This is a genomic window from Marinovum algicola, assembly GCF_900109145.1.
GTDB classification, from domain to species: domain Bacteria; phylum Pseudomonadota; class Alphaproteobacteria; order Rhodobacterales; family Rhodobacteraceae; genus Marinovum; species Marinovum algicola.
The window spans coordinates 220,421-244,624 of sequence record NZ_FNYY01000003.1 but is presented as its reverse complement, the minus strand read 5'-3'; the positions used below and the strand labels follow the sequence as shown (position 1 = coordinate 244,624).

The 24,204-nt window shown below is 64.7% G+C and carries 16 protein-coding genes and 1 tRNA gene; 14 read left to right on the top strand and 3 right to left on the bottom strand.

All coding sequences use genetic code 11. From position 1 onward, the window contains the following. The first annotated feature begins 55 nt into the window (after positions 1-55). The 3 genes from BMW90_RS06625 to BMW90_RS06615 all read left to right on the top strand — a co-directional run bounded on the left by BMW90_RS06625 (position 56) and on the right by BMW90_RS06615 (position 7,094). Positions 56-1,000: a GlxA family transcriptional regulator gene (locus BMW90_RS06625; RefSeq protein WP_074835687.1), complete on the top strand. Its 945-nt coding sequence runs from the start codon at positions 56-58 to the stop codon at positions 998-1,000. Between the two features lie 951 nt (positions 1,001-1,951). Continuing rightward, positions 1,952-3,943: a Hint domain-containing protein gene (locus BMW90_RS06620; protein ID WP_083415979.1), complete on the top strand. Its 1,992-nt coding sequence runs from the start codon at positions 1,952-1,954 to the stop codon at positions 3,941-3,943. Positions 3,944-4,487: 544 nt separating this feature from the next. Beyond that, positions 4,488-7,094 (top strand): Hint domain-containing protein, encoded by a 2,607-nt coding sequence (locus tag BMW90_RS06615; protein ID WP_074835686.1) that lies wholly within the window; start codon positions 4,488-4,490, stop codon positions 7,092-7,094. Here the strand turns inward: BMW90_RS06615 and BMW90_RS06610 are convergent. Next, positions 7,091-7,690, bottom strand: coding sequence for a nucleotidyltransferase family protein (locus tag BMW90_RS06610; protein WP_170850512.1), 600 nt, complete (start codon positions 7,688-7,690; stop codon positions 7,091-7,093). The genes BMW90_RS06615 and BMW90_RS06610 overlap by 4 nt on opposite strands. Positions 7,691-7,838: 148 nt before the next feature. Between BMW90_RS06610 and BMW90_RS06605 the strand changes: the two genes are divergently transcribed. The 9 genes from BMW90_RS06605 (at position 7,839) to BMW90_RS06565 (ending at position 16,990) form a co-directional block, all read left to right on the top strand. Further along, positions 7,839-9,245: a cryptochrome/photolyase family protein gene (locus BMW90_RS06605; RefSeq protein ID WP_074835684.1), complete on the top strand. Its 1,407-nt coding sequence runs from the start codon at positions 7,839-7,841 to the stop codon at positions 9,243-9,245. A 65-nt stretch (positions 9,246-9,310) separates the two neighbouring features. Beyond that, positions 9,311-10,522: an SAM-dependent methyltransferase gene (locus tag BMW90_RS06600; RefSeq protein ID WP_074835683.1), complete on the top strand. Its 1,212-nt coding sequence runs from the start codon at positions 9,311-9,313 to the stop codon at positions 10,520-10,522. Continuing rightward, positions 10,522-10,962 (top strand): TrgA family protein, encoded by a 441-nt coding sequence (locus BMW90_RS06595; RefSeq protein WP_048531839.1) that lies wholly within the window; start codon positions 10,522-10,524, stop codon positions 10,960-10,962. Before BMW90_RS06600 ends, BMW90_RS06595 begins: the two co-directional genes overlap by 1 nt. A gap of 4 nt (positions 10,963-10,966) precedes the next feature. Next, a complete protein-coding gene (locus BMW90_RS06590) occupies positions 10,967-12,109 on the top strand; it encodes an NUDIX domain-containing protein (protein WP_074835681.1) in 1,143 nt (380 codons plus the stop codon). Between the two features lie 55 nt (positions 12,110-12,164). After that, positions 12,165-13,199 carry a cysteine synthase A gene (locus BMW90_RS06585; protein WP_074835680.1) on the top strand — a complete coding sequence of 345 codons (1,035 nt, stop codon included), beginning with the start codon at positions 12,165-12,167 and terminating at the stop codon, positions 13,197-13,199. Continuing rightward, the gene (locus BMW90_RS06580; protein ID WP_139211241.1) at positions 13,199-15,688 is read left to right on the top strand and encodes a DUF3772 domain-containing protein; all 2,490 of its coding nucleotides are present in this window, start codon (positions 13,199-13,201) and stop codon (positions 15,686-15,688) included. The genes BMW90_RS06585 and BMW90_RS06580 overlap by 1 nt, the downstream gene beginning before the upstream one ends. Next, positions 15,685-16,404, top strand: a complete 720-nt coding sequence (locus BMW90_RS06575; RefSeq protein ID WP_074835678.1) for an alanyl-tRNA editing protein — start codon at positions 15,685-15,687, stop codon at positions 16,402-16,404. Before BMW90_RS06580 ends, BMW90_RS06575 begins: the two co-directional genes overlap by 4 nt. A gap of 95 nt (positions 16,405-16,499) precedes the next feature. Beyond that, positions 16,500-16,589: transfer RNA gene (locus BMW90_RS06570), tRNA-Ser, on the top strand. A gap of 113 nt (positions 16,590-16,702) precedes the next feature. Beyond that, entirely contained in the window at positions 16,703-16,990 is a 288-nt protein-coding gene (locus tag BMW90_RS06565) for an SH3 domain-containing protein (protein WP_074835677.1), read from the top strand. A 63-nt stretch (positions 16,991-17,053) separates the two neighbouring features. Here BMW90_RS06565 and BMW90_RS06560 read toward each other — a convergent pair whose 3' ends face one another. Together BMW90_RS06560 and BMW90_RS06555 are read right to left on the bottom strand one after the other, a co-directional pair. Further along, positions 17,054-20,107 (bottom strand): efflux RND transporter permease subunit, encoded by a 3,054-nt coding sequence (locus BMW90_RS06560; protein ID WP_074835675.1) that lies wholly within the window; start codon positions 20,105-20,107, stop codon positions 17,054-17,056. An 11-nt stretch (positions 20,108-20,118) separates the two neighbouring features. Further along, complete coding sequence (locus BMW90_RS06555) at positions 20,119-21,165, bottom strand: efflux RND transporter periplasmic adaptor subunit (protein WP_244526441.1); 1,047 nt, start codon at positions 21,163-21,165, stop codon at positions 20,119-20,121. Positions 21,166-21,283: 118 nt separating this feature from the next. On the opposite strand from BMW90_RS06555, the gene BMW90_RS06550 reads away from it, so the two are divergent. Further along, the gene (locus tag BMW90_RS06550) at positions 21,284-22,336 is read left to right on the top strand and encodes an AraC family transcriptional regulator (RefSeq protein WP_158499027.1); all 1,053 of its coding nucleotides are present in this window, start codon (positions 21,284-21,286) and stop codon (positions 22,334-22,336) included. A gap of 151 nt (positions 22,337-22,487) precedes the next feature. Beyond that, complete coding sequence (locus BMW90_RS06545) at positions 22,488-24,068, top strand: ABC transporter substrate-binding protein (RefSeq protein ID WP_074835672.1); 1,581 nt, start codon at positions 22,488-22,490, stop codon at positions 24,066-24,068. Positions 24,069-24,204: the final 136 nt, after the last annotated feature.

Here is a 24,204-nt window from a genome sequence, read left to right as displayed (position 1 = left end):
TGCCCCAGAGCTATCTGGCTTGACGCCCGGCAGGATGCGCTTCTAGACAGAAAACATGCGAAACTGGACAAATCCGGCCGTCGCGCCGCAGGAGGTGGCGGTTCTCCTCTTTCCGAGGTTCTCCAACCTCTGTCTGGCCAATGCGGTCGAGCCGCTGCGCGCCGCCAATGAAATCCTGATGCGCGAGGCCTATCGCTGGCGCTTCGTCACGCTCGACGGCGAGACGGTGGAATCCTCGAGCGGATTGCCGGTGCTGCCGCATGGGCCGCTGCGCGACCATCCCGGCGGAGATCACCTGGTGGTTCTGTCCAGCTACGACGTGCGCCACCACGCCACCCCGGCGGCGGCGGCCGCGTTGAAATCCGCGGCGCACCGGTTCGGCCATGTGGTGGGGATGGACACCGGCGCCTGGCTTCTGGCCCAGGCCGGGCTGCTCGATGGCGCGCGGGCGACAATCCACTGGGCCGAGATGACGGCGTTTTCCGAACGGTTCGACACGATCGAGACGGTCTCTGACCGGGTGGTGACCTGCGGCAACCGCACCACGTCGGGCGGGGCGATGGCGGCCTTCGACACGGTGCTGGCGATGATCCGCGCCGCCCATGGCGAAGCGCTGGGGCTCGAGGTCTCGGCGTTTTTCCTGCATCGCACCGCTGAGCCGCCGGTCGACCGGATGTTTCGCGGCCCTGCCTCGCCGCTGGTGGAACAGGCGATCACCCTGATGTCCGGCGCGCTCGAGACGCCGCTGCCGATTGCCACCCTGGCGGCGCGCTTGCAGACCACGCAGCGCACCCTGACACGGGCGTTTCAGGCCGATCTGGGGGCGGCGCCGAAAGCGGTCTACAAATGGCTGCGGCTGGCGGCGGCGCGGCGGTATGCGGAACAATCGGATTATTCCATCACCGAGATCGCCTTGCGCTGCGGCTATGCCGGCGCGGCGGCAATGACGCGGGCCTTCGTGGCGCAATACGGCCGACCGCCACGGTCGTTCCGGCCGTGACCCGATTGGCAATGGACGCGGCCGGCGATTGCGGCCTATCCCTATGCACAGGTCAGCACTGCGGAATGTCCGGCGACAGGAACGACGACTTTCGCTAGGGTCGAAAGCGCGGAATTCGGCGGAGAAAGGCAGCGCAATTGGCGCGAAAAGCAGTATCATTTTACCTGCCGTGACGGCACCAAACAGCCATTCGGAGCTTAACCCGCCGATATTTCGAATCAATTCGAGCTATTCGGCTCATCGTTCAGTTGTAATCAGTCCCCCGGAAAACAGGCCATTGGCGACAGAACGCCAACAATCCTCGGCGTTGTTATTGCACAATTTTCGTGGCGCCATGGGAAAATGCGGGGGGCTCCGGGCCGGAAAAACCATCCCGGACGAAGCCAGGCCCGCAGCAGCGTACCGGTTAACAATTCATTAATTTCCCTAAAAATATGGGGAAATTTGCAGGAACGCTCTGACCGGACGTGGCGAAACGACAGGTGCCGCGGGCCCGGCTCAACCCGTTTCCCCGCAAGAGACGGTCTGTTTTCCGAACAATTTCTGCTTTGTTTGAGCAACGCCTCGCCATACTCTCAATCCTGCCCACTGGGGGGTAACTGCTGGCCACGGGGGCGGCCGCTAAACAGTCATACTTCTGATGACGGACACGATCAGTTGGACGGGTGCGATTGCACTGCATCCGAAGGCATCCGGCGGATTTTGCCGGACCCGAGATCCTGTCTGCATCCCAGTTCGTATGGCACTTTCAAGAGCGGCGCGTGATCCGGGCGTTTTCAGTCTGCACGGTGATCCGAGCGTTAAAAGGTAAAGGGGGCGCGATGCCTGAGACCAGAAAGACTAGTGGTGACCTTCAACCGCCGTCTTGGCGGATCGTTTTTGGCATCCGCGAAGCGATGATGCAGATCGAAACATATTTCAACAGCATTGACGAAGGGAGGCGTTCCTAACGTGCCCGTATCAGAGAACAACAACAACACCCCGCCCACCACGCAGCAAAGCGGCAATGACGGCGGCCCCTCGAGCGGTCTCGACGGCATTGTCGAAGGCACCTCCGGCGACGATACCATCGACGCGGGGTATACCGGCGATCCCGAGGGCGACCGCGTCGATTTCAGCGACAATATCTTCTCGACCGATCCGGCCGATGCCGAAGACGACATCATCGAAGCCTACGAGGGCAACGATTCCGTCCTCGCCGGCGATGGCGACGATTCTGTCGATGCCGGCGATGGCCATGATACCGTGCGCGCGGGCGACGGCAGCGACACGCTCAACGGCGGCGCCGGCAATGACGAGCTGATGTCCGACGCCAATGACGAGGCGATCGACGTGCCGACCTTTCCCGGCGTGCCGGTCGACGACGACCCGGAGAACGACCGCGACAGCGTGTCGGGCGGCGCGGGCGACGACACCATCTCGACCGGCGATGACCGCGACACCATCGACGGCGGCGAAGGGGATGACGTCATCACCCCCGGCATCGACGACGACCTGGTGACCGGCGGCGGCGGCAACGACAGCATCAACGATATTCAGGGCGCCGACACCATCGATGGCGGCGACGGCAATGACACGATCATCGCCGGGATCGACACCTTCTCGGATTATGAAGGCGACGATCCGAACCTGCCGATCGGCGGAATCCTGTCCGATCCCAACACCGACGACGGCCGCGATTCCGTCATGGGCGGCGCGGGCGACGATCTGATCGCGACCGGCGACGATGCCGATACCATCGATGGCGGCGACGGCGCCGATACCATCGACGGCGGCATCGACGACGATTACATCGACGGCTGGACCGGCGACGACAGCCTGATCGGCGGCCATGGTTCGGATACCATCCTGGGCTATGACGGCGACGATTCGATCGACGCCAGCTCGCAGACCAGTTCGATGCTGTTCAACAACGAACCCGACGCCACCGATCCGGTGCCGGACAATGATCGTGATTTCGTCGATGGCGAAATGGGCAACGACACCATCTTCGGTGGTGACGACGACGACACGCTCCTGGGCGGTGAAGGCGACGACGTGATCGATGGCGGGATCGACGAAGACCTGCTCGAAGGTGGCGCGGGCGCCGATACCGTCCTTGGCGGCGACGGACGCGACACCATCATCGGCTCGAACGTCGGCGACAGCGTCGATGGCGGCGACGGCCCGGCCGGCGACGGCGCGGACGGTCTGCCCAACGATTATGACACGCTCGATCTGACCGGCTCGGCGCCGGCGGGCGGCAGCCTCTCGGTGACCTATACCACGGCCGACCGCGAAGACGGCTTTGTCGAATATTTCGACGACACCGGCGCGCTGCTCGGCAGCTCGACTTTCGAGGACATCGAGAACGTCATTCCCTGCTTTACCCCCGGCACGACCATCGCCACACCCACCGGCGAGCGTCTGATCGAGGATCTGCGCGAGGGCGACCGGATCATCACCCGTGACAACGGGTTGCAGGAAATCCGCTGGATCGGCATCACCGAGCTGACCGGGCACAAGCTGGCGCGCGCGCCGCATCTGCGCCCGATCCTGATCCAGGCCGGCAGCCTTGGCCCGAACCTGCCCGAGCAGGACATTCTGGTCAGCCCGCAGCACCGCATCCTGATGAGCGGCGAGAAGGCGCAGCTCTTTTTCGAGGAACGCGAGGTTCTGGCGGCGGCCAAGCACCTGACCGATCTCGACGGCGTCGACGAAGTCGGCACCCTGGGCGTCACCTATATCCACTTCATGTTCGATCAACACGAAGTGGTTCTGTCGAACGGCGTCTGGACCGAAAGCTTCCAGCCCGGCGATCAGACCATGGACAGCATGGGCGCCAAGCCCAAGGCGGAAATCTACGAGCTCTTTCCCGAGCTTCAGACCGCCGAAGGGCTGCAAGACTACGCGGCCGCCCGCCGGTCGCTGAAGAAGCACGAAGCCAAGCTTCTGGTCCGCTAGGTTCTGATTATGCAGCGCACGGGCGTCCCTCTTTACGGGGGGCGCCTGTCTATCATGGCCAGGGGCGGCAGGACCGGCTCTGGCCGCATCTTCGCCGATCTCGCCGCGAAATCGCCACATTTCAGCGGCGCGTTTTGAGCGTGTCGCGCGTTGTCGTCAGCGCGGGCGGCGGGGCCAGTCCACGTCGGCCGGAATTTATCAAAAATTTTCATGTGATTACAGTGTTTCCACTTTGGAAACATCGCCCGCGGCGTCAAAGTTTGAACCGCTTTGGCTTTTGCCTCGCCGGGCCAACGCTCCATGATCTTTCCCGCAAGCCACCACATCGCTGACCCAAAGTCCGGTCACATCTGGGCCTGCACGCCGGCGCATCCGGTGTGGTCTTCGGTGTGCGCCGGAGGCAAGTGAAGGGGGTAACCAGTTACAGATGCAAGAATTGCGCCGCCGGGGAAGAATTCGCCCACGGATCACCGAAGGCCGGGCCAAGGCCAGCCCGTCAGACCGCAAGCCGACAGACCGCACCCGGATCGCGGGGGGCTGATCGATGGCAAATCTCATTTCGAACGGTGTCTTCGAGACCAATACCGCCTCGGGCAGCAATCAGGCCCCGGCAGGCTGGACCCGCACCGAAGGCTCGCCCGATCTTCAGACCGATGGCGGTTTTGAATGGGCCGGAAGCTGGATGCCCGCCGATCTCGATGCGGCGGACGGCACTGGCTACATCACGATGTATTCCAACGAGAGCTACAACGAGGGGCTGACCACTACGTTGGCCGCGCCGGTTGAAGCGGGCAAGACCTACACCTTTACCTTCGACTATTACGTCAACGACTCCGACGGCTCGGTCAACCAGCCGGGCGCGACCAATCTGAACGTGACCATCGGCAGCCAGACGTTCAGCATACCAATCGACAGCACCGGGGTGACGGCGCCCTATTGGCAGGAAGTGAGCTTTACCTTCACCCCGACCGAGAGCGCCTCGGATTTCACCATCGCGACCGACAATGATCCCGGCGCCCAGACGCTGACCGGCATCGCGCTCGACAATCTGTCTCTGGATGTTGCGCGAAACTTCGTTGTCGAGGGCACCGCCGGCAATGACACCATCGATGCCGGCTATCTGGCCGACCCCGAGGGCGACCGGATCGATGCGCTGGATCACAGCGACGGCAGCAATGCCGATTCCGTCGATGCCGGCGCCGGCGATGACGTGGTGGTTGCCGGGCTCGGCAATGATACGGTGGAGGGCGGCCTTGGCAATGACAGCCTCTCCGGCGGCGCCGGTGACGATCTTCTGCATGGCGGGCAGGGCGCCGATACGCTGGACGGCGGCGAAGGCGGCGATACGCTGTATGCCGGCACCGGCCACGACAGCCTGGACGGCGGCGGCGGCAACGACTCGCTTTTTGGCGATGAGAACGACGATACGCTGCGCGGCGGCGCCGGGTCCGACACGCTTGACGGCGGCTCTGGCGACGATCTGCAATTTGGCGGTACCGGCGACGACACCGTTTATGGCAACACCGGCAATGACACGCTTTTCGGCGGTGACGGCAATGATTTCCTGCGCGGCTCCTTTGGCGAGGATGTCCTTTATGGCGGGGCCGGCGACGATTCTATCTGGGGCGGCTACAACGACGACACCTTTGTCATCGAGGACAATTTCGGCAATGACACGATCGATGGCGACGCCTTGGCCGAGACGTCGGGCGACACGCTCGACCTGAGCGGCACCACCACCGGGCTGAGCATCGATCTGAGCGACGTGAACCCCGAGAACGGCAGTTTTTCCGACGGCACCGCGACCGCCACCTTTACCGATATCGAAAACATCATTCTGGGCGGCGGCAATGACACGCTGACCCTGGCCGATTTCGGTGGCGCGGACATCGTCGAGGGCTTTGCCGCGCCGAGTGTGGGGGCCGACGGTACACTCAGCGCCAATGACACGCTGGATGTCAGCGGGCTTACCACGGATGGCGGTGTGACCCCGGTCACTGCCCGCGACGTGGGGGTGAGCGACGATGGCACCGGCAATGCCGTTCTGACCTTTCCGGGCGGTGAAAGCATCACGCTGGTGGGCATCGCGCCGGACACCGCCGCCGATCTCGATTTCTTGGTGGCCATCGGCATTCCGTCGAACCGGATCGTTGACGGCACGTCGGCCGGCGATGCCATGGGGGTGGATTACGTCGATGCCGAAGGCGACCAGACCGATGGCAGCGACGGCACCGCCGACACGATCCATGGCTACGCCGGCGATGACACGATCAGCGGTGGCGAGGCGGCCGACACCATCGACGGCGGCGCTGACAACGATCTGATCGATGGTGGCGAGGGCGCGGATTCCATTCTTGGTGGCGACGGTGCCGATATCATCCACGGCGGCCGCGGCGACGTGGTTGACGGCGGGTCTGGCGGGGAGGACAACGACACGCTGGTGATCACCGGCCCGGCCGTCATCACCTATGACGAGACCGATCTGGAAAGCGGCACGGTCACCTGGCTTGACGGCGGTTCCCTGACCTTCTCGGAAATCGAGAATGTTGATTATATACCGTGCTTTACGCCGGGAACCTTGATCAAGACCTTAAGGGGAGAAGTGCCTGTCGAGGCGCTGCGCGTGGGCGACCGGGTGCTGACCCGCGACAATGGCTATCAGATGATCCGCTGGGTCGGGGCGCGCCGGCTCGACGCCAGTCAGCTGGCCGGGGCGCCGGCATTGCGGCCGATCCACATCCGCCGTGGCGCGCTTGGCCCCGAGATGCCGGACCGCGACATGAAGGTCTCGCCGCAACACCGGGTGTTGGTGGGCAATGCCGCGACGCAGATGTGGTTTGGCGAGGAAGAGGTGCTTGTTGCCGCCACCCATCTGACCTGTCTCGACGGGGTCGAGGTGGCCGGGGCCGAAGCGCCGGTGACCTATGTCCACATCCTTTTCGACCAGCACGAAGTGGTGCTGAGCGACGGAATCTGGACCGAGAGCTTTCAGCCCGGCGACATGACCCTGGCCGCGCTTGACGGCGATCAGCGGGCCGAGCTGTTGGCGCTGTTCCCGGAGCTGGCTGCGCGCGACAACCTGCATCAGGTCTATCCTGCCGCCCGCGCCACGCTCAAGGCGCATCAGGCGCGGGTGCTGTTTGCCGGTTAGGCCGTCTTGCGCTGACGCCAGGCCGCCCAGGCCTCGGGCGTGTCGAGATCGAGCCGGGCGCGGTCGCCCGGCAGGGCGACAAGCCGGCGCGCCGCCTTGTGCGCCTGAAGGATGCTCCGCGCGCCGGTGTCGCCGGTGAGCTGGTGAAACGCGTCGAACAAGGCGTTGCGAAACAGGATCGGATGGCCTGGCGCGCCGTCCCGGGTCGTGGCCTGAAATATCAGCGCCTCCGGGTCGGCCTCGGCCGCGCGGACCAGCGCGCGCAGATCGGCGCTGGTGATATCGGGCATGTCGGGCGGCAGGACGAGCGCGGCGTACGTGCCCACGGGCAGGGCCGCCACGGCGGCGCGCAGCGAGGCGGCCATGCCTTCGGCGGCGTCTGGCACCAGAACGCGCCGCACCGGGGTTTCCGCCAAGGCCTGGGCGCGCGGATGATCGGCGCCGGGCAGGGTAACGATCACCGACAGCCCGGCGCTGAGCCCGCGCAGGGCCATGGCGCGCAGGCAGGGCATGCCGCCCACGTCCTCAAGCAACTTGTCGGCGCCGCGCATCCGGCTGGAGCGGCCGGCGGCGGGCAGGATCAGGGCGCAGGTCACACAGGCACCTTTCGAAAACTTCGGTGCGGCCAGACTAGACCTGCGCGGCTTGGCAGGAAAGGATTTCGCCATACCTTTGCGTCAGCTCAGAACATCTCGTGTGATCCGGGGGTTGCCGGGCTGCGTATCAGTGAAAAAGGGGGCATTCGTGACAACACTTCTCTGGTTCCGCCGCGATCTGCGGCTCTCTGATCACCCGGCTTTGACGGCGGCCTGCAAGCGGGGCCCGGTGGTGCCGGTCTTTATCCGAGACACCAGCGTCGACAGGCTTGGCGCCGCTCCGAAATGGCGGCTGGGCCTGTCCCTCGAGGCGCTGGCCAGCATGTTGGAGGACAAGGGCAGCAGACTGATCCTGCGTTCGGGAAAATCGTCAGAGGTTCTGACTGACCTGGTGCAGGACACCGGGGCGACCCGCATCCTCTGTTCCCGGAGCTATCACCCGGAGATCGAGCGTCGTGACTTCAAGTTAAAGGAGAAGTTCGACGCGCAAGATATTGAATTTGAGATGCATGAAGGGCATGTCATCTTCGATCCGCGCTCGGTCGAGACCAAGAGCGGCGGGCCATACAAGGTGTTTTCACCATATTGGAAGGCGGTCAAGGGCCGCGATGTGGGCGCCAATCTTAAAGCGCCGGATAAGATTCCGACACCAAGTCAATGGGCTACAAGCGAAAACCTGAATGACTGGAACCTGGGCCAAGCAATGCGGTGCGGGGCGGAGGTGGTGCGCCGTTACACCGATCCCGGCGAGGCGGCGGCGCAGGCGCGGCTGGCGCGGTTCATCGACGAGGATGTCGCCGGTTACAAGGACCGGCGCGATTTTCCGGCGGACGATGCCACCTCGGGCCTGTCGGAATATCTGACCTATGGCGAGATCAGCCCGCGCCAGTGCTGGCACGCGGGCCAGAGAGCACGTCACGAGGGCAAGCCGGGCGCCGAGGCCTTTCTGCGCGAACTGGGCTGGCGCGAGTTTGCCTATCACCTGATGGTCAACATGCCGCGCATTCTGACGGACAACTGGCGCGAGGAATGGGACGGCTTTCCCTGGCGGGACGACGAACGCGCCGCCGAGATCAAGGCGTGGAAACAGGCGCGCACCGGCATTCCGCTGGTCGATGCCGGGCTGCGCGAGATGTATGTCACCGGGCGGATGCACAACCGCGTGCGGATGATCGTCGCCTCCTACCTGACCAAGCACCTGATGACCCATTGGAAGGTGGGGCTGCGCTGGTTCGAGGATTGCCTGACCGATTGGGATCCGGCGTCGAATGCCATGGGCTGGCAATGGGTGGCGGGGTCGGGGCCGGATGCCGCGCCCTATTTCCGGGTCTTCAACCCGGTCACCCAGCGCGAGAAATTCGATCCCCGGCGCGCCTATGTGACCCGTTGGATCGCCGAGGGGCAGGACGATCCGCCGGAGACCGCGCTGGCCTATTTCGAGTCGATCCCCCGGCGCTGGAACATGTCGCCCGACGATCCCTATCCCGAGCCGGTCGTCAGGCTCGACGAAGGCCGGCAAAGGGCGCTGACCGCCTATGAGAACAGAGGCTTCTGATCCGCGACTTGCCAGATGATGAAAATCGCGCCTAAACTATTCATATAACAGGGAAGAAGTGGGCAATGTATCTCACGTCGACGCATGGGCAGGCCAACCTGCCGCGGTATTTCAGCCAGGTCTTCGCGGCCACCAGCGAGATGAACCATGGCCGGCTCGATTTCGTGCTGCCCGACGGGCGGCGGTTTCGTGCCGAGGGCCGGGCCGCCGGGCCGGTGGCCGAGCTGGCCATTCACAACACCGATGTCTTTGCCCGGCTGATCCGCGAGGGCGATCTGGGGTTTTGCGATGCCTACCTCGATGGCTGGTGGGACACGCCCGACCTGATGGCCTTTCTTGATCTGGTGCATGCCGACAATGACGATCTGTATGACGGCTTTCCCGGCATGTCGCTGGTGCGCGCCTATGAACGGCTGCGGTTCTGGCTCAACAGCAATTCGCGGCGGCAGGCGCGCAGGAATATCTCGTATCACTACGATCTGGGGAATGAATTCTACGGCCTCTGGCTCGATGACACGATGACCTATTCCTCGGCGCTGTTCGAGACCGGTCAGGAAAGCCTGGAAAACGCGCAGATCGCCAAATATGCCTCGATGGTCGATCAGATGGAGGTGCAGCCCGGCGATCATGTGCTCGAGATCGGCTGTGGCTGGGGCGGGTTTGCCGAATATGCCGCGCGCGAGCGCGGGCTGCGGGTGACCGGGCTGACGATCAGCAAGGAGCAGTTCAACTATGCCCGGGACCGGATCGCGCGGGCGGGGCTGGCCGGGCAGGTGGAGTTCAAGTTGCAGGATTATCGCGACGAGCGCGGGCAATACGACGGCATCGCCAGCATCGAGATGTTCGAGGCGGTGGGCGAGAAATACTGGCCGGTCTATTTCGACACAGTGCGCGAACGGCTGCGGCCCGGAAAATCGGCGACGCTTCAGATCATCACCGTGCAGGACAAGCGCTGGGAGGTCTATCGACGCGGGGTCGATTTCATCCAGAAATACATCTTTCCCGGCGGCATGCTGCCTTCGCGCAAGGCGCTGCTGGACGAGATCGAGCAGGCGGGTCTGGGGGTGCTGCGCTCGGTCGAATTCGGCGAGAGCTACAGCCAGACCCTGCGCCGCTGGCACGAAACCTTCAATTCCCGCTGGGACGAGGTGGCCCGGCTGGGCTTTGACCAGAGGTTCCGGCGGATGTGGAACTTCTATCTCACCTCTTGCGCGGCGACCTTTCACAGCGGTAACTGCGACGTAACGCAGATCACCGTTCGGAGGCCCGCCGCCTGATGCCCACCATCCCCAAGCTCGTTGCCGCGATTGTGCTCTCGGTTCTGGCCTATGTCGTGTCCAAGATGGTCATGGACGTGATGCCCGAGGCGACGGATTTCGGGATATTCCTGCCGCTCAACATGGCAATTGGCTTTCTCACGGGCTGGTTCTACACCGGGCCCTTGTCGACGACGCGGCTGGCCGATGCGATCAGCTTTGGCCTGACCGGCGCGGCGATCCTCACCTTCGTGGCACTGTTCGCGCAGTCGGCCAATGAAATGACCCGGCTGGCCATGCGGCACCGCTATGACGGGCCGATCGAGGCGATTGCGGCGGTGTTTCAGATCGGCGTCGATTTCGGCGCGCAGGTCTTCACGCTCGACGTGATCCTGACCCTGGCGGTGGGCGGGGTGCTGGCCGGGCTGCTGACCTACCTTGCCTCGCTGCGCTGGAACTGAGCCGATGGCCGATCTGTTTTTCTACGGCACTCTGTGCCATGTGCCGCTGTTGGAGCGGGTGCTGGGCCGGCCCGCGGCCGAGATCGCGCTGAGCCCGGCGGTGCTGCCGGGCTGGGCGGTCTATTGGGCGGCGGGCGAATGTTTTCCGACCATCCGGGCCGAAGCCCGCGGGCGCGCCGAAGGCCTGCTGTTGCTCGATCTGGATGAAGAGGCGCTGGCGCGGCTCGATCACTACGAAGGCGGGTTCGGCTATGCGCTCGAACCGCTCGAGGTGACGACGCCGGAGGGCGCCTGCCAGGCGCTGGTCTATCTGCCCGAGGGCGCGCGCTGGCCGGCGGGCGCGCCTTGGCGGCTGGCCGATTGGGTGGCGCGCTTCGGCCCGTTGACGCTGGCGGCGGCGGATGAGGTGATGGAGCGGTTCGGCGTGACCACGCCGCAGGACATCGACCGGCTGTTTCCCTGGATCCGGGCGCGCGGCTGGGCGCAATGCCTGGCGCAGGAGGCGGCGCCGACGACGGTGCGCCGGGCGCCGGCGCCGGACGATTACCGGATCGAAGCGACGCGGCCGGGCTATGACGGCTTTTTCCGCCTGCGCGCCTTTGATATCTCTTTCCGCCGGTTCGACGGCGCCCGCAGCGCCACCATCGGGCGCGAGGCGTTTCAGGCCTATGATGCGGCGCTGGTGCTGCCGTATGACCCGGTGCAGGATCAGGTGATGCTGGTCGAGCAATTCCGCTTTGGCCCGGTCTGGCGGCGTGATCCGGTGCCCTGGATGCTGGAACCCATCGCCGGGCTGGTCGACGCCGGCGAACGCCCGGCCGATTGCGCCCGGCGAGAAGCGATGGAGGAGGCGGGGCTGGAGCTGGGCGACCTGCGGCTGATGACGCGGGTTTATCCCTCGCCGGGTTATTCGACCGAGTTCTTTCATTGCTATCTCGGGCTCTGCGATCTTTCGGCCGAGGAGGGCCGTCTGGCCGGGCTGGCACATGAAAACGAAGACATCCGCAGCCATGTGATTTCCTTTGATCGGGCCATGACGCTGGTTGAAAGCGGCGAGGCCAATGCCGGGCCTCTGGCGATGATGCTGCTCTGGCTTGCACGGCATCGTGAGAAATTGCGCCGGGGCGGGCTTGTTGCGCGCCCTTGAGTTCACGCCGCACGGCGCATACACAACGACAAATCCTTAGAGGAGAGCGGACATTATGCGCATTGCATCCGATCTGGCCGACGCCGTTGGCAAAACCCCGTTGATCAAGCTGAAGCAGGCCAGCGAAGAAACCGGCTGTACCATCCTGGGCAAGGCCGAGTTCATGAACCCCGGCCAGTCGGTCAAGGACCGCGCCGCGCTCTACATCATCAAGGACGCGGTGGAGAAAGGTCTGCTCAAACCCGGCGGCACGATCGTCGAGGGGACGGCGGGCAACACCGGCATCGGTCTGGCGTTGGTGGGGGCCTCGATGGGCTTCAAGACGGTGATCGTCATCCCCGAGACCCAAAGCCAGGAAAAGAAGGATATGATCCGTCTGGCCGGCGCCGAGCTGGTGCAGGTGCCGGCGGCGCCCTATCGCAACCCCAACAACTACGTGCGCTACTCGGGGCGCCTGGCCGAGAAGATGAACGAGAGCTCGGACAAGGGCGTGATCTGGGCCAACCAGTTCGACAATGTCGCCAACCGTCAGGCGCATGTCGAAACCACCGGCCCCGAGATCTGGGAGCAGACCGGTGGCAAGGTCGACGGCTTTGTCGCGGCGGTGGGCTCGGGCGGCACGCTGGCCGGTGTCGGCATGGCGCTGCAACCCAAGGGCGTCAAGATGGCACTGGCCGATCCCGATGGCGCGACGCTGAACCATTTCTACAATCACGGCGAGCACAAGGCCGAAGGCAGCTCGATCACCGAGGGCATCGGCCAGGGGCGGATCACCGCCAACCTCGAAGGCTTCACCCCGGATTTCAGCTACAACATCCCGGACAGCGAGGCGCTGCCCATCGTCTTTGACCTGCTCAAGAACGAAGGGCTCTGCCTTGGCGGGTCGTCCGGCATCAACGTCGCGGGCGCGATCCGGCTGGCCAGGGAAATGGGGCCGGGGCACACCATTGTCACCGTCCTCTGCGACTATGGCACGCGCTATCAGTCCAAGCTGTTCAACCCCGAGTTCCTGCGCGACAAGGGCCTGCCGACACCCGATTGGCTGACCCGCGCACCGGCCTCGATCCCCGGCGTGTTCGAGGACAGCTGATGCGTATGCCTGCCTTTCTGCCGGCGCTGTTGCTGGCCCTGTTCGCGAGCCTTGTTCTCTCCACGCGTGCGTTGCATGCGCAAGATATCTCGGTCGGAGACATCGAGCCGGATCTTCAAGTCGGAATGTCGCTGGCCGCCGCTGACGAGCCGATCGATTTCGAGGCCTGGAACGAGCTGGCGCGGCGCGCCGAGAGCGCACTGGCCGCCGGCCGCGCCTCTGACAGCGCCTTCGAGACGCTGCGCCGCGAGCTGGCGGATTGGCGTGCGCGCTTTCTGACGGCGCAGGACACCAACCAATCGCGGATCCGCACCATCCAGTCGCAGCTCGATGCCCTGGGCGAGGCCCCGGCCGAGGGCGAGACCGAGCCCGAAGAGGTGGCAAATCGCCGGGTCGAGCTGAACGAACAGCTTGCCGAGCTGCGCGCCCCGATCCGCGCCGCGGAAGAGGCCTATAACCGCGCCGACGGCATCATCCGGGAAATCGACGCGCTGATCCGCGCCCGCCAGACCGACGCGCTGTTCGAGCTCGGGCCGATCCCGCTGATGCCGGAGAACTGGGCGATTGCCCTGGGCGACCTGGGCCAGACCTGGACCGCCATCGGCAGCGAGATCGACAAGTCCTGGAGCTCCGACATCGGCCAGGCTGAACTGCGCCGCAACCTGCCGATGGTGCTGCTGCTGCTGGTCGTGGGGGGCGTGCTCGTGCTGCGCGGCCGGGCCTGGGCGCGCGACGGCGGCAACTGGATGCGAAAGAATTCGGCCCGCGGCGGCGCGGTTTTCAGCTTCCTTGTCTCGGTCGGCCAGATCGCGCTTCCGCTGATCGGCCTTTACGCGCTGACCGAGGCGATCTTTGCCACCGGCACGCCGGGCGCGCTGACCACCCTGCTGCTCGACAATCTTCCGGCCTGGGGCCTGGTGATCCTCGGGCTGCGTTGGCTGGTCGACCGGCTGTTTTCACAGCACGACGGCGACCGCATGTTGCCGATGGCACGGAGCCAGCGGCGCGAGGCACGGACCTATGCCAGCACCCTTGCGATCCTGTTGGTGCTGCGTGACGCGATTCATGAATTCGCCCAGATCGAGAGCTATGACGAGGCCACGGTCTCGGTGCTCGAATTCCCGCTGCTGGTGGTGACGGCGCTGATCCTGTTCCGCCTCGGGCAGCTGATGATCACCCATATCAAGTTCGACAGTGCCAACACCGAACGCCTGGTGCGCGCCCGGGTGGTCAGCTTTCTCGGCCGGATCGTCATCCTGGTGTCGATCGTCGGCCCGGTGCTGGCAGCCACCGGCTATGGCACCGCCGCCTCGCGGCTGATCTTTCCGACCATCGCGACGCTGGGCCTGCTCGGGCTGATCGTGGTGCTGCAACGCTTTACCAACGATCTTTACCGCTACGTGATGCGCCAGTCCGAGGAAGAGGCCGACAGCCTGATCACGGTGCTGATCGGGTTTACCCTCGCGCTCGCGGCGCTGCCTTTCCTGGCGCTGCTCTGGGGCGCGCGGGTGGCCGACCTGACCGAGCTCTGGACCCAGATCGGCGAAGGCTTTGCGATTGGCGACAGCCGCATTTCACCGATGGATTTCCTGGTGCTGCTGCTGGTCTTTGTCGCCGGCTACATGGCGACCCGTCTGCTTCAGGGCGCGCTCAAGAACTCGATCCTGCCCAAGACCAAGATCGACACCGGCGGGCAGAACGCCATCATCTCGGGCATCGGCTACGTCGGTATCTTCATTGCCGCGCTGGTGGCGATCACTTCGGCCGGGCTCGACCTGTCGTCGCTCGCCATCGTCGCTGGTGCGCTCTCGGTCGGGATCGGTTTCGGGCTTCAGAATATCGTGTCGAACTTTGTCTCGGGGATCATCCTGCTGATCGAACGGCCGATCGCCGAAGGCGACTGGATCGAGGTCGGCGGCATCCACGGCACGGTCAAGCGGATCTCGGTGCGCTCGACCAAGCTCGAAACCTTCGACCGCTACGACGTGATCATCCCCAACGCCGATTTCGTCTCGGGCCGGGTGGCCAATTATACCCGCGGCAATTCGATCGGCCGGATCATCATCGATGTCGGCGTGGCTTACGGGTCGGACACCCGCAAGGTGCAGGACCTGCTGCTCAAGGTCGCCCGGCACCACGATCAGGTGCTGATGAACCCCGAGCCGGCAGTGGATTTCATGGGCTTCGGGGCGGATTCGCTCGATTTCCGGATCCGGGCCGTGCTGCGCGACATTGGCGAAGGCATGGGCGTGCGTACCGAGATGCGCCATCAGATCGTCGAGGTCTTTGCCAAGGAAGGCATCGAGATCCCCTATGCTCAGCGCGACATTTGGCTGCGCAACCCCGAGGCGCTGCGCCCGCAGGAGGCGCCGAAGGCGTCAGAAGAGGACGCCCCGGCCCGTGAGGACACCGGCGCCGCGCCCCAGCGCGAGCCTTCGCCGGGCGACGGCACCGGCGATGTGACCGGAGACGCCGGGGGCGAGCGATGACAGCGCTGCTGTTTCGCGAAGACCCCTATCTCCGCGAGGCCCCGGCCAGGGTGACCGGCCACACGCCCGAAGGAGGCATCGTGCTTGACCGATCGGTGTTCTATCCCACCGGCGGCGGCCAGCCCGGCGACAGCGGCCTGCTGGTCTGGGACGGGATCGAGATGCCCATCGCCACCACCGTCAAGGGCGAGGGCGGGGCGGTGGTGCTTGTCCCGGCGGAACCGATGCCGCTGCCGGGCACCGGCACCCATGTAATGCAATACCTCGACTGGGAGCGCCGCCACCGCCACATGCGGGTGCATACCGCGCTGCACCTGCTGTCGGTCGTGGTGCCGCTGCCGGTGACCGGCGGGGCGATCACCAGCGAGAAGGGCCGGCTCGATTTCGACATGCCCGAGGCCCCGGCAGACCGCGACATCATCGAAGAGGCGCTGCAACTGCTGATCGAGCGCGATCTGCCGGTGTCGGAGACCTGGGTCACCGATGCCGTGCTCGAGGCGACGCCCGAGCTGGTCAAGACCATGTCGGTCAAGCCGCCGCGCGGCCAGGGCCGGGTGCGTCTGGTGCGGATCGGCAAGGGCGGCGACCAGGTCGATCTTCAGCCCTGCGGCGGCACCCATGTGGCACGCACCGGCGAGATCGGCGCCATCCGGCTGGGCAAGATCGAGAAGAAGGGCCGCCAGAACCGGCGGCTGAACGTGATCCTCGACAGCTGAGAATCGACCTGTTGACACCGGAATACATCAATTGTGCGAATGACTTCGATTTGCCCTTGAAACCCGGTGAAGGTCGGGGCTAAACACCCGCGCACGGACAGTTGGCCGAGTGGTCGAAGGCGCACGCCTGGAAAGTGTGTAGGCGGGAGACCGTCTCGAGGGTTCGAATCCCTCACTGTCCGCCACCCCCCATATCCCCAGCCGCCCGCACAAGACCCGGGGACAGGGCCAGATTTTTCTTCACTCGGACCCTTGGCTCTGCGACACAGGCGGCTCCAGAAACAGCCGGGGGCAGACCATGCGCCGTACCACTCATTCCGTTTTCCTCTCGCTCCTTCTGCTCGCCGCATGTGGCAGCGTCACGGGCACGCCGACCACGGTGGATCGGGTCGATGAGGGCGAGTTTCTGAAGCTGCGGGCCGGACCGGGCCTGGGGTTTCGGGTGATCCTGGGGCTGCCCGATGGCACGCAGCTGCGGCAAAAGGATTGTGTGACCGAGCTGGGCCAGCTCTGGTGCCGGGTGGCCCTGGCGGATGCGCCCGGTGTCACCGGCTATGTCGCGGCGGACTACCTCATCGGCCGCTGAGCGCGCCCTGACCCCATATGAAAGGGCCGCGTGGCTGATTGCCGCGCGGCCCTTTCTTTGTCGTCAGGCGGTGGCGGGCAGGGCGGCCTGGGCCCGGCGCGCCGTGCGTTTGAAGAACAGGTAGTAGAGCACCGGGGCCGCGATCAGGGTCAGCACCGAGGCAAAGGCCAGACCGCCCATGATCGTCGCCGCCATCGACTGAAAGAAGGCGTCCGACAGCAACGGCAACATGCCGAGGATCGTGGTCGCCGCCGCCAGGAACACCGGCCGCAGACGCGAGGTCGAGGCACTGACGATGGCCTCTTCCAGCGGCATGTCGGGGTTGGCCTCGCGGGTCAGGTCGATCTCTTCGACCAGCACGATGCCGTTCTTGATCAGCATCCCCGAGAGCGACAAGAGGCCCAGCAACGCGGTGAAGGTAAAGGGCAGGCCGGCGCCCAGCAGGGCCAGGCTGACACCGTTGACCGACATCGGCACCAGCAGCCAGATGATGACCGGCTGGCGCAGAGCGTTGAAGAGCAGCACTGAAATCAGCACCATCACGATCAGGCTGAGCGGCAATTGCCCGCCGAGCGAGGCCTGGGCATCGGTCGAGCTTTCGTATTCGCCGCCCCAAGCCATGGTGTAGCCTTCGGGGATCGTCATCTCTTCGATGGTGCCGCGTACCTCGGTCAGCACCTCGGTGGCGGTCATGCCGCGCGGAATGTCGGCGCCGACAGTGATCACATTGGCCCGGTCGCGGCGATGCACCAGCGTGTCCTGCGGTTCGAAGCGGAAGCCGTCGATCATCTGCGCCATCGGCACCAGGCCGCCGCCGCTGTCGGAGTAGATCACGTGATCGACCAGGGAAAGATCGGCATCGGGTGCGGCGCGCAGCACGATGGGGATCTGCCGGTCGCCTTCGCGGAACACCCCGGCGGTGGTGCCTTCGGTGGCGAATTGCAGGGTTTCGGTGATCTGCGTGCGCGAGATTCCGGCCTCCTGGGCGCGGTCCTCGGCATAGATCGGCCGCAGCACTAGTTCCTTTTCGCGCCAGTCGTTGCGCAGCGAGACCACATTGTCGGAGACCGCCGCCATCCGCGCCATCGCCTCGTCGGCGAGATCGCGCAGCACCTCGGGGTTGCTGCCCGAGAAGCGGACCTCGATCGGGGCGCCGCCGCCGGGGCCAAAGGCCAACCGCTTGACGCGGAACTCGCCTTGCGGCACCGCCTCGAGCGCGAATTCCTCGAGCGCGTTCATCTCGTCCTCGATCACCGCAAGCGACGAGGTGCGCACGATCAAATGGCCATAGCTCGGGTTCGGGTCTTCGCTTTCGTAGGTCAGCATGAACCGCGAGGCGCCCATGCCGGCATAGGCGGTAAAGGCCACCACCTCGTCGCGCCCGGCCAGCCAGTCTTCGAGCACCGTCAGATCCTCCGAGGTCTGGTGGATCGACGCACCCTGCGGCAGCTTGTAGTTGACGAAATAGAGCGGCGTGTTGCTGTCGGGGAAGAACTGCTGCTTGATCTGGCCGAAGAGGCCATAACAGATAACGGTCACCCCGATCAGCGCCACGATCACCAGCCAGCGCAGGCGCAGGCTGATCCTCAGCAGGCCGGCATAGCCACGGAACAGAAAGCCGTCATAGCCGTCGGCGTCCCCCGTGGTGCCCTGGCGGAAGAAGTAATGGCCCAGCAGCGGCGTGGCGGTGATGGCCAGCACCCAGGACAACAACAGCGAAATCGCGATCACCGCAAAGAGCGAGAACAGGAATTCACCGGTGGCATCCGGGCTGAGACCGATGCCGGCAAAAGCCATAATGCCGATGATGGTGGCGCCAAGCAGCGGGATCTGCGTCTTGCTGGCCGCCTCCGTCGCGGCCTCGCGCGAGGTCTGGCCGCGCCTCATGTTGATCTGCATGCCCTCGGCGACCACGATGGCATTGTCCACCAGCATGCCCATGGCGATGATCAGCGCGCCGAGCGAGATGCGCTCCATCTCGATCGAGCCCAGCGCCATGAAAAAGAGCGTGCCCACCACCGTGAGCAGCAGGGTTGCCCCCACCACCACCGCAGCGCGCCAGCCCATAAAGACGGCGAGTACCACGATCACGATGCTGACCGACATGGCGAGGTTGACGAGAAAGGCGTTCGACGCCTCTTCGACCACCACATGTTGCTGATAGATCGGCGCGATCGTGACACCGACCGGGATCGCCGTCTTCAGCGTTTCGATCTTGGCATCGACCGCCTTTCCGACCTCGACGATATTCTCGGTCGACAGGCCGGCAACGCCGAGGCTGAAGGCCTCGACGCCATTGTGGCGCAGGATCAGGTTTGGATTGGCCTCGCGGCCACGGTAGACATCGGCGAAATCGGCGAGGTTCACCACCTGTCCGCCGACCCCCACCGAGAGCGCGGCAATCGCCGACACGGTGTCGGACCCCGCCGGCCGCTGCACCAGCGTCCGGCCGTTTTCATTCTGGATCGAGCCACCGTCGACGATCTCGTCGGCGGTGGCGATCGCGGCCTGCATGATGCCCGGCGAGATGCCGAGCGAATTGGTCAGGGCGAGGTCCGGCTCAACATAGATGCGTTCGTTCGGCTGGCCCGAGATCACCGCATCGGCCACGCCATCGACCGACAGCACCTCGCGGCGCAGGAAATCGGCCAGGTCGTTGACTTCACTGTCCGAGAAACCGGGCGCGGTGACGGCGTAATAAAGCCCGTAGACATCGCCGAAACTGTCGTTGATGAACGGCTCGGTGGTGCCGGAGGGCAGGGCGGACTCGCCCACGCGGTTGCGCAGCTTGGTCCAGATCGCCGGAAGCTCGGTGCCATCATAGGTGTCCTGCATCTCGACCGTGATCCAGGACAGGCCGGGCTGGTTCATGGTCTCGATGCGCTTGACCTCGCCCATCTTCTGGATCGCGGATTCGATCGGTTCGGAGACCTCGGTCGCCACTTCCTGGGCGGTGGCGCCGGGGTATTGCGTGACCACGACGGCCATCTTGATGGTAAAGGCCGGGTCTTCCAGCCGGCCGAGCGAGGAAAAGCCCCAGATGCCGCCCAGAAGGCAGGTCAGGATCACGATCCAGGTGTAGATCGGGCGGTTGATCGAAAAGCGCGCAATGTCCATCGTCGGGGCCTTCAGTTGCCGAAGCCGGTAAAGCGGCGCACGTCTTCGCCGTCGGTGAGGGTCGAGGCGCCGACAACGACGTATTCCTGTCCGGCTTCGAGGCCCGCGATCACCTCGACCTTGCCTCTTTCGGTCGGCCTGATCTCGACCGGGGTGCGGGTCACCGTGCCCTCGCGCCCGCCGGTGGGGGTAAAGATCATCAGGTAGGTCGCGCCATCATTGCCGGTGACAATCGCCGAAGCCGGCACTTCGATGCGGCTGTCGCCGGTGTCCAGCGTGGCCGTCACCTTGGCCGAGGAGCCGGGCAGGACGGTCAGATCCTTGGGCGGAAACATTCCCAGGGTGATCGAATAGGTCTGGCCGACCGAGGCCGTCTCGGCGTTGAATTCCCGTAGCTCCACCGGATAGGTCCTGGGGCTGGCCGGGAACTGCGCGAGAATCTCCAGATCGGGTTTCTGGCCGGCCTGATGGAAAAGCACTTCGGGCACGTCGATCTCGATCCGAAGCTCGGACATGTCGTGCAGGCGCACCACCGGCGTTCCGGCGTTGATGGTGGAGTAATTCGGCACCAGCCGCGACGCCACCAGCGCATCGAAAGGCGCAAAGAGCGTTGCCTTGTCAAGCGCGCGTTCGGCATTGCGCAGGGCGACGCGGGTCAGTTCGACATCGGTTTCGGCGTCCTGCACCGCGGTCTGGCTGACCGCGCTGCCCTGAAGCTGGCGATAGCGGTCAACCGTGCGCACCGCCTGTTCACTGCGCGCACGCGCCTCTTCGAGCGAGAGCTCGAAAGGCTCCTGATCGAGCCTGGCGACAAGCCCCGTGCGGGGCACGATGGCGCCTTCCTCGACCGGAAACTCGACGATCTGGCCAGAGACCTGGAAAGCCAGGTCGACGGTTTCGCGCGCCACCACATGGCCAAAGAACACGCGGCTCAGCCCGCCGGCCGTGCTCTTCGCCGTTTCGAGTTTGACGATCGGCGCCTCGGCCCTCGCGGCCTGCGGCAGGACTGCTGCGGCTGAGAGAACCAATGCGAGCATGCGGACCAGTTGACGTTTCACCTGTGCCAATTCCTTGATCTGATATTCGGAGATGCCGTTTTGCTGCGCTGCAACATCGGCACGGGTCGCTTACCTATGGGCGTTGCCAGATGATGTCTTGACATTAGAGGACAAAAATTTGTCATTTGAGGACATGACCCATGTGATCCGCGCCGCCGCGCTCAAAGGTTATCAGGAGGTGATGCGCGATTGCGGGGTTCCGGCGCGCCCCTTGCTGGCAGACCACGGGCTGTGCCCCGAGGACCTGGCGGATGACGATGCGCTGTTGCCGATGGAGGCGGTCTGCGGATTGCTCGAGGCCTCGAGCCTGGCGGCGCAATGCCCTGACCTCGGGCTGCGCATCGCGCGGCATCAGGATCTGGCGGTGCTGGGCATTCTGGGCCTCGCCATCCAGACCGCCGCCACCCCGGCGGAGGCCTCCAAGATCATCTCGCGCTTCATATTTCTTCAGGGCACCGCGCTTCGGATGCGGGCCGAGGTGCCGGGACGGCTGGTGCCCGATACCGTGGCCATGGTGCTCGAGATCGACGGCATCGCCCCGAACCGGCAGCGGCAGATCATCGAGTTGATCCTCGGCATGGGGTTTCAGGTCGGCCGGATGCGCGATCCCTGGGCCCACAAGGTGCGGGCTGTATCGCTGCCGCATGGGCTAGGCACCGCCGGCGAGCCGCATCGCAGGTTCTTCGGCGTGCCGGTGCATGAAAACCAGACATCCGCGGCGCTGCACATGGATGCGCGCGATTGGCATGTGCCGGACCCCAACAGCCATCCGCGGTTTCAGCGCCTGATGGAGGATCACCTGGAGCGCAATTTTCCGGTCCCGGCGCAGCGGCTCAGCGACCGGGTGCGTGCCGCGCTGCGGCCGCTGATCGGCACGCCGCAGGCCAACCGCGCCGATATCGCGCATATGCTGGCAATCGAACCGCGGACATTGCACCGGCAGTTGCGGGCCGAGGGCACCAGCTTTCAGGAGATCAAGGACAGCGCGCGCCGCGATCTGGCGCTGAAGCATCTGACAGAGACAGATGTGACGCTGGATCAACTGGCTGGCATGCTTGGTTTTCCGGAACAATCGGCGCTCTCGCGGGCCTGCCGCCGGTGGTTCGGCACCCCGCCCGGGGCGCTGCGCCGGGCCCGGCGGGCGGATACGGATACTGCGGTGCGGCGTTAGCGCTGCAAGAAATTATCGAGCGGCCGGCATGGCTTAGCCGCCAAACTGCCCCCGCGACGTAATGCCAAGTCGGGCCTTGTCATTTTGCCAAAGGTGTCAAAGACTGGCGCCATGTCGAAAACGACAATCACACAAAAGACAGGGAAAACCAATGAAGACGACATTCGCTTTGTCAGTGATCGGTGCGCTGTTGGCCACCACAGCGTCGCTGAGTGCCGAAACCCTTCGCTGGGCGCGCGCCGGTGACGCGCTGACGCTTGATCCGCATGCCCAGAACGAGGGCCCGACCCACACCATCCGCCACCAGATGTACGAGCCGCTGATCATCCGCGACGTGACCGGCGAATTCGAGGCCGCGCTGGCCACCGACTGGGCGCCGAAGGAAGACGACCCGAACGTCTGGGTCTTCAACCTGCGCCAAGGCGTGAAATTCCACGATGGCGCCGATTTCACCGCCGAGGACGTGGTGTTCAGCTTCGAGCGCGCCAAACAACCGAACTCGGACATGAAAGAGCTTATCGGCTCGATCACCGAGGTCCGCGCGGTCGACGATTACACCATCGAGATGGTCACCGACGGCCCGAACCCGATCCTGCCGTCGAACCTCACCAACCTGTTCGTCCTTGACAAGGGCTGGGCCGAGGCAAACGACACCGTCAACGTGCAGGATTTCGAAGGCGGCGAGATCACCTATGCCACCACCAACGCCAACGGCACCGGGCCCTACAAGCTGGTCAGCCGCGAGCCCGACGTCAAGACGGTGATGGAGATCAACGAGGAGTATTGGGGCCGCGACCAGTTCCCGATGGAAGTGACCGAGATCGTCTATACCCCGATCCAGAACGCGGCCACCCGGGTGGCCGCCATGCTCTCGGGCGAGGTCGATTTCCTTCAGGACATGCCGGTGCAGGATCTCGAGCGGGTCAATAATGCCGACGGTCTGACCGTCAAGAAGGCGCCGCAGAACCGGGTGATCTTTTTCGGCATGAACCAGGGCGCCGATGACATCGAGGCCGACAATGTCGAGGGCAAGAACCCGCTCGCCGACGTGCGCGTGCGCAAGGCGATGTCGATGGCGATCAACCGCGATGCGATCCAGCAGGTGGTGATGCGTGGCCAGTCGATCCCGGCCGGCATGATCGCGCCGCCCTTTGTCAACGGCTGGACCGAGGCGATGGACGCCGAAAGCGCCACCGACATCGAAGGCGCCAAGGCGCTGATGGAAGAGGCCGGCTACGGCGACGGTTTCTCGATCCGTCTCGACTGCCCGAACGACCGCTACATCAACGATGAAGCGATCTGTCAGGCGGCCGTCGGCATGCTGGGCCAGATCGGTGTGACCGTGAACCTCGACGCCAAGCCCAAGGCGCAGCACTTCCCGCTGATCACCGACAGCAAGACCGATTTCTACATGCTGGGCTGGGGCGTGCCGACCTACGATTCCGAGTATATCTTCAACTTCCTTGTGCACGGCCGCGAATCCGACATCGGCACCTGGAACGGCACCGGTTTCGACAATGACGAGCTGGATGCCAAGATCGAGTCGCTGGCCTCGAACACCGATCTCGAAGCCCGCAACCAGGACATCGCCGATATCTGGCGGGTGGTGCAGGATGAACAGCTCTACATCCCGATCCACCACCAGGTGCTGAACTGGGGCATGGCCGAAAACGTCGGCATCGAAGTCGACCCGGAAGATCAGCCGAAGGTGAAATATTTCACCATGAACTGAGGTGGTTGCTCAGGAAATGAAGGGGGGCGGTCCTGCGAGGGCCGCCCTTTTTTTCGGGAGTCGGTCGCGGTGGGAAGAGGAGCCACACGATAGACCTCAAACATCACGAATGCCCTCGCAATATGCGCCGGGGCGG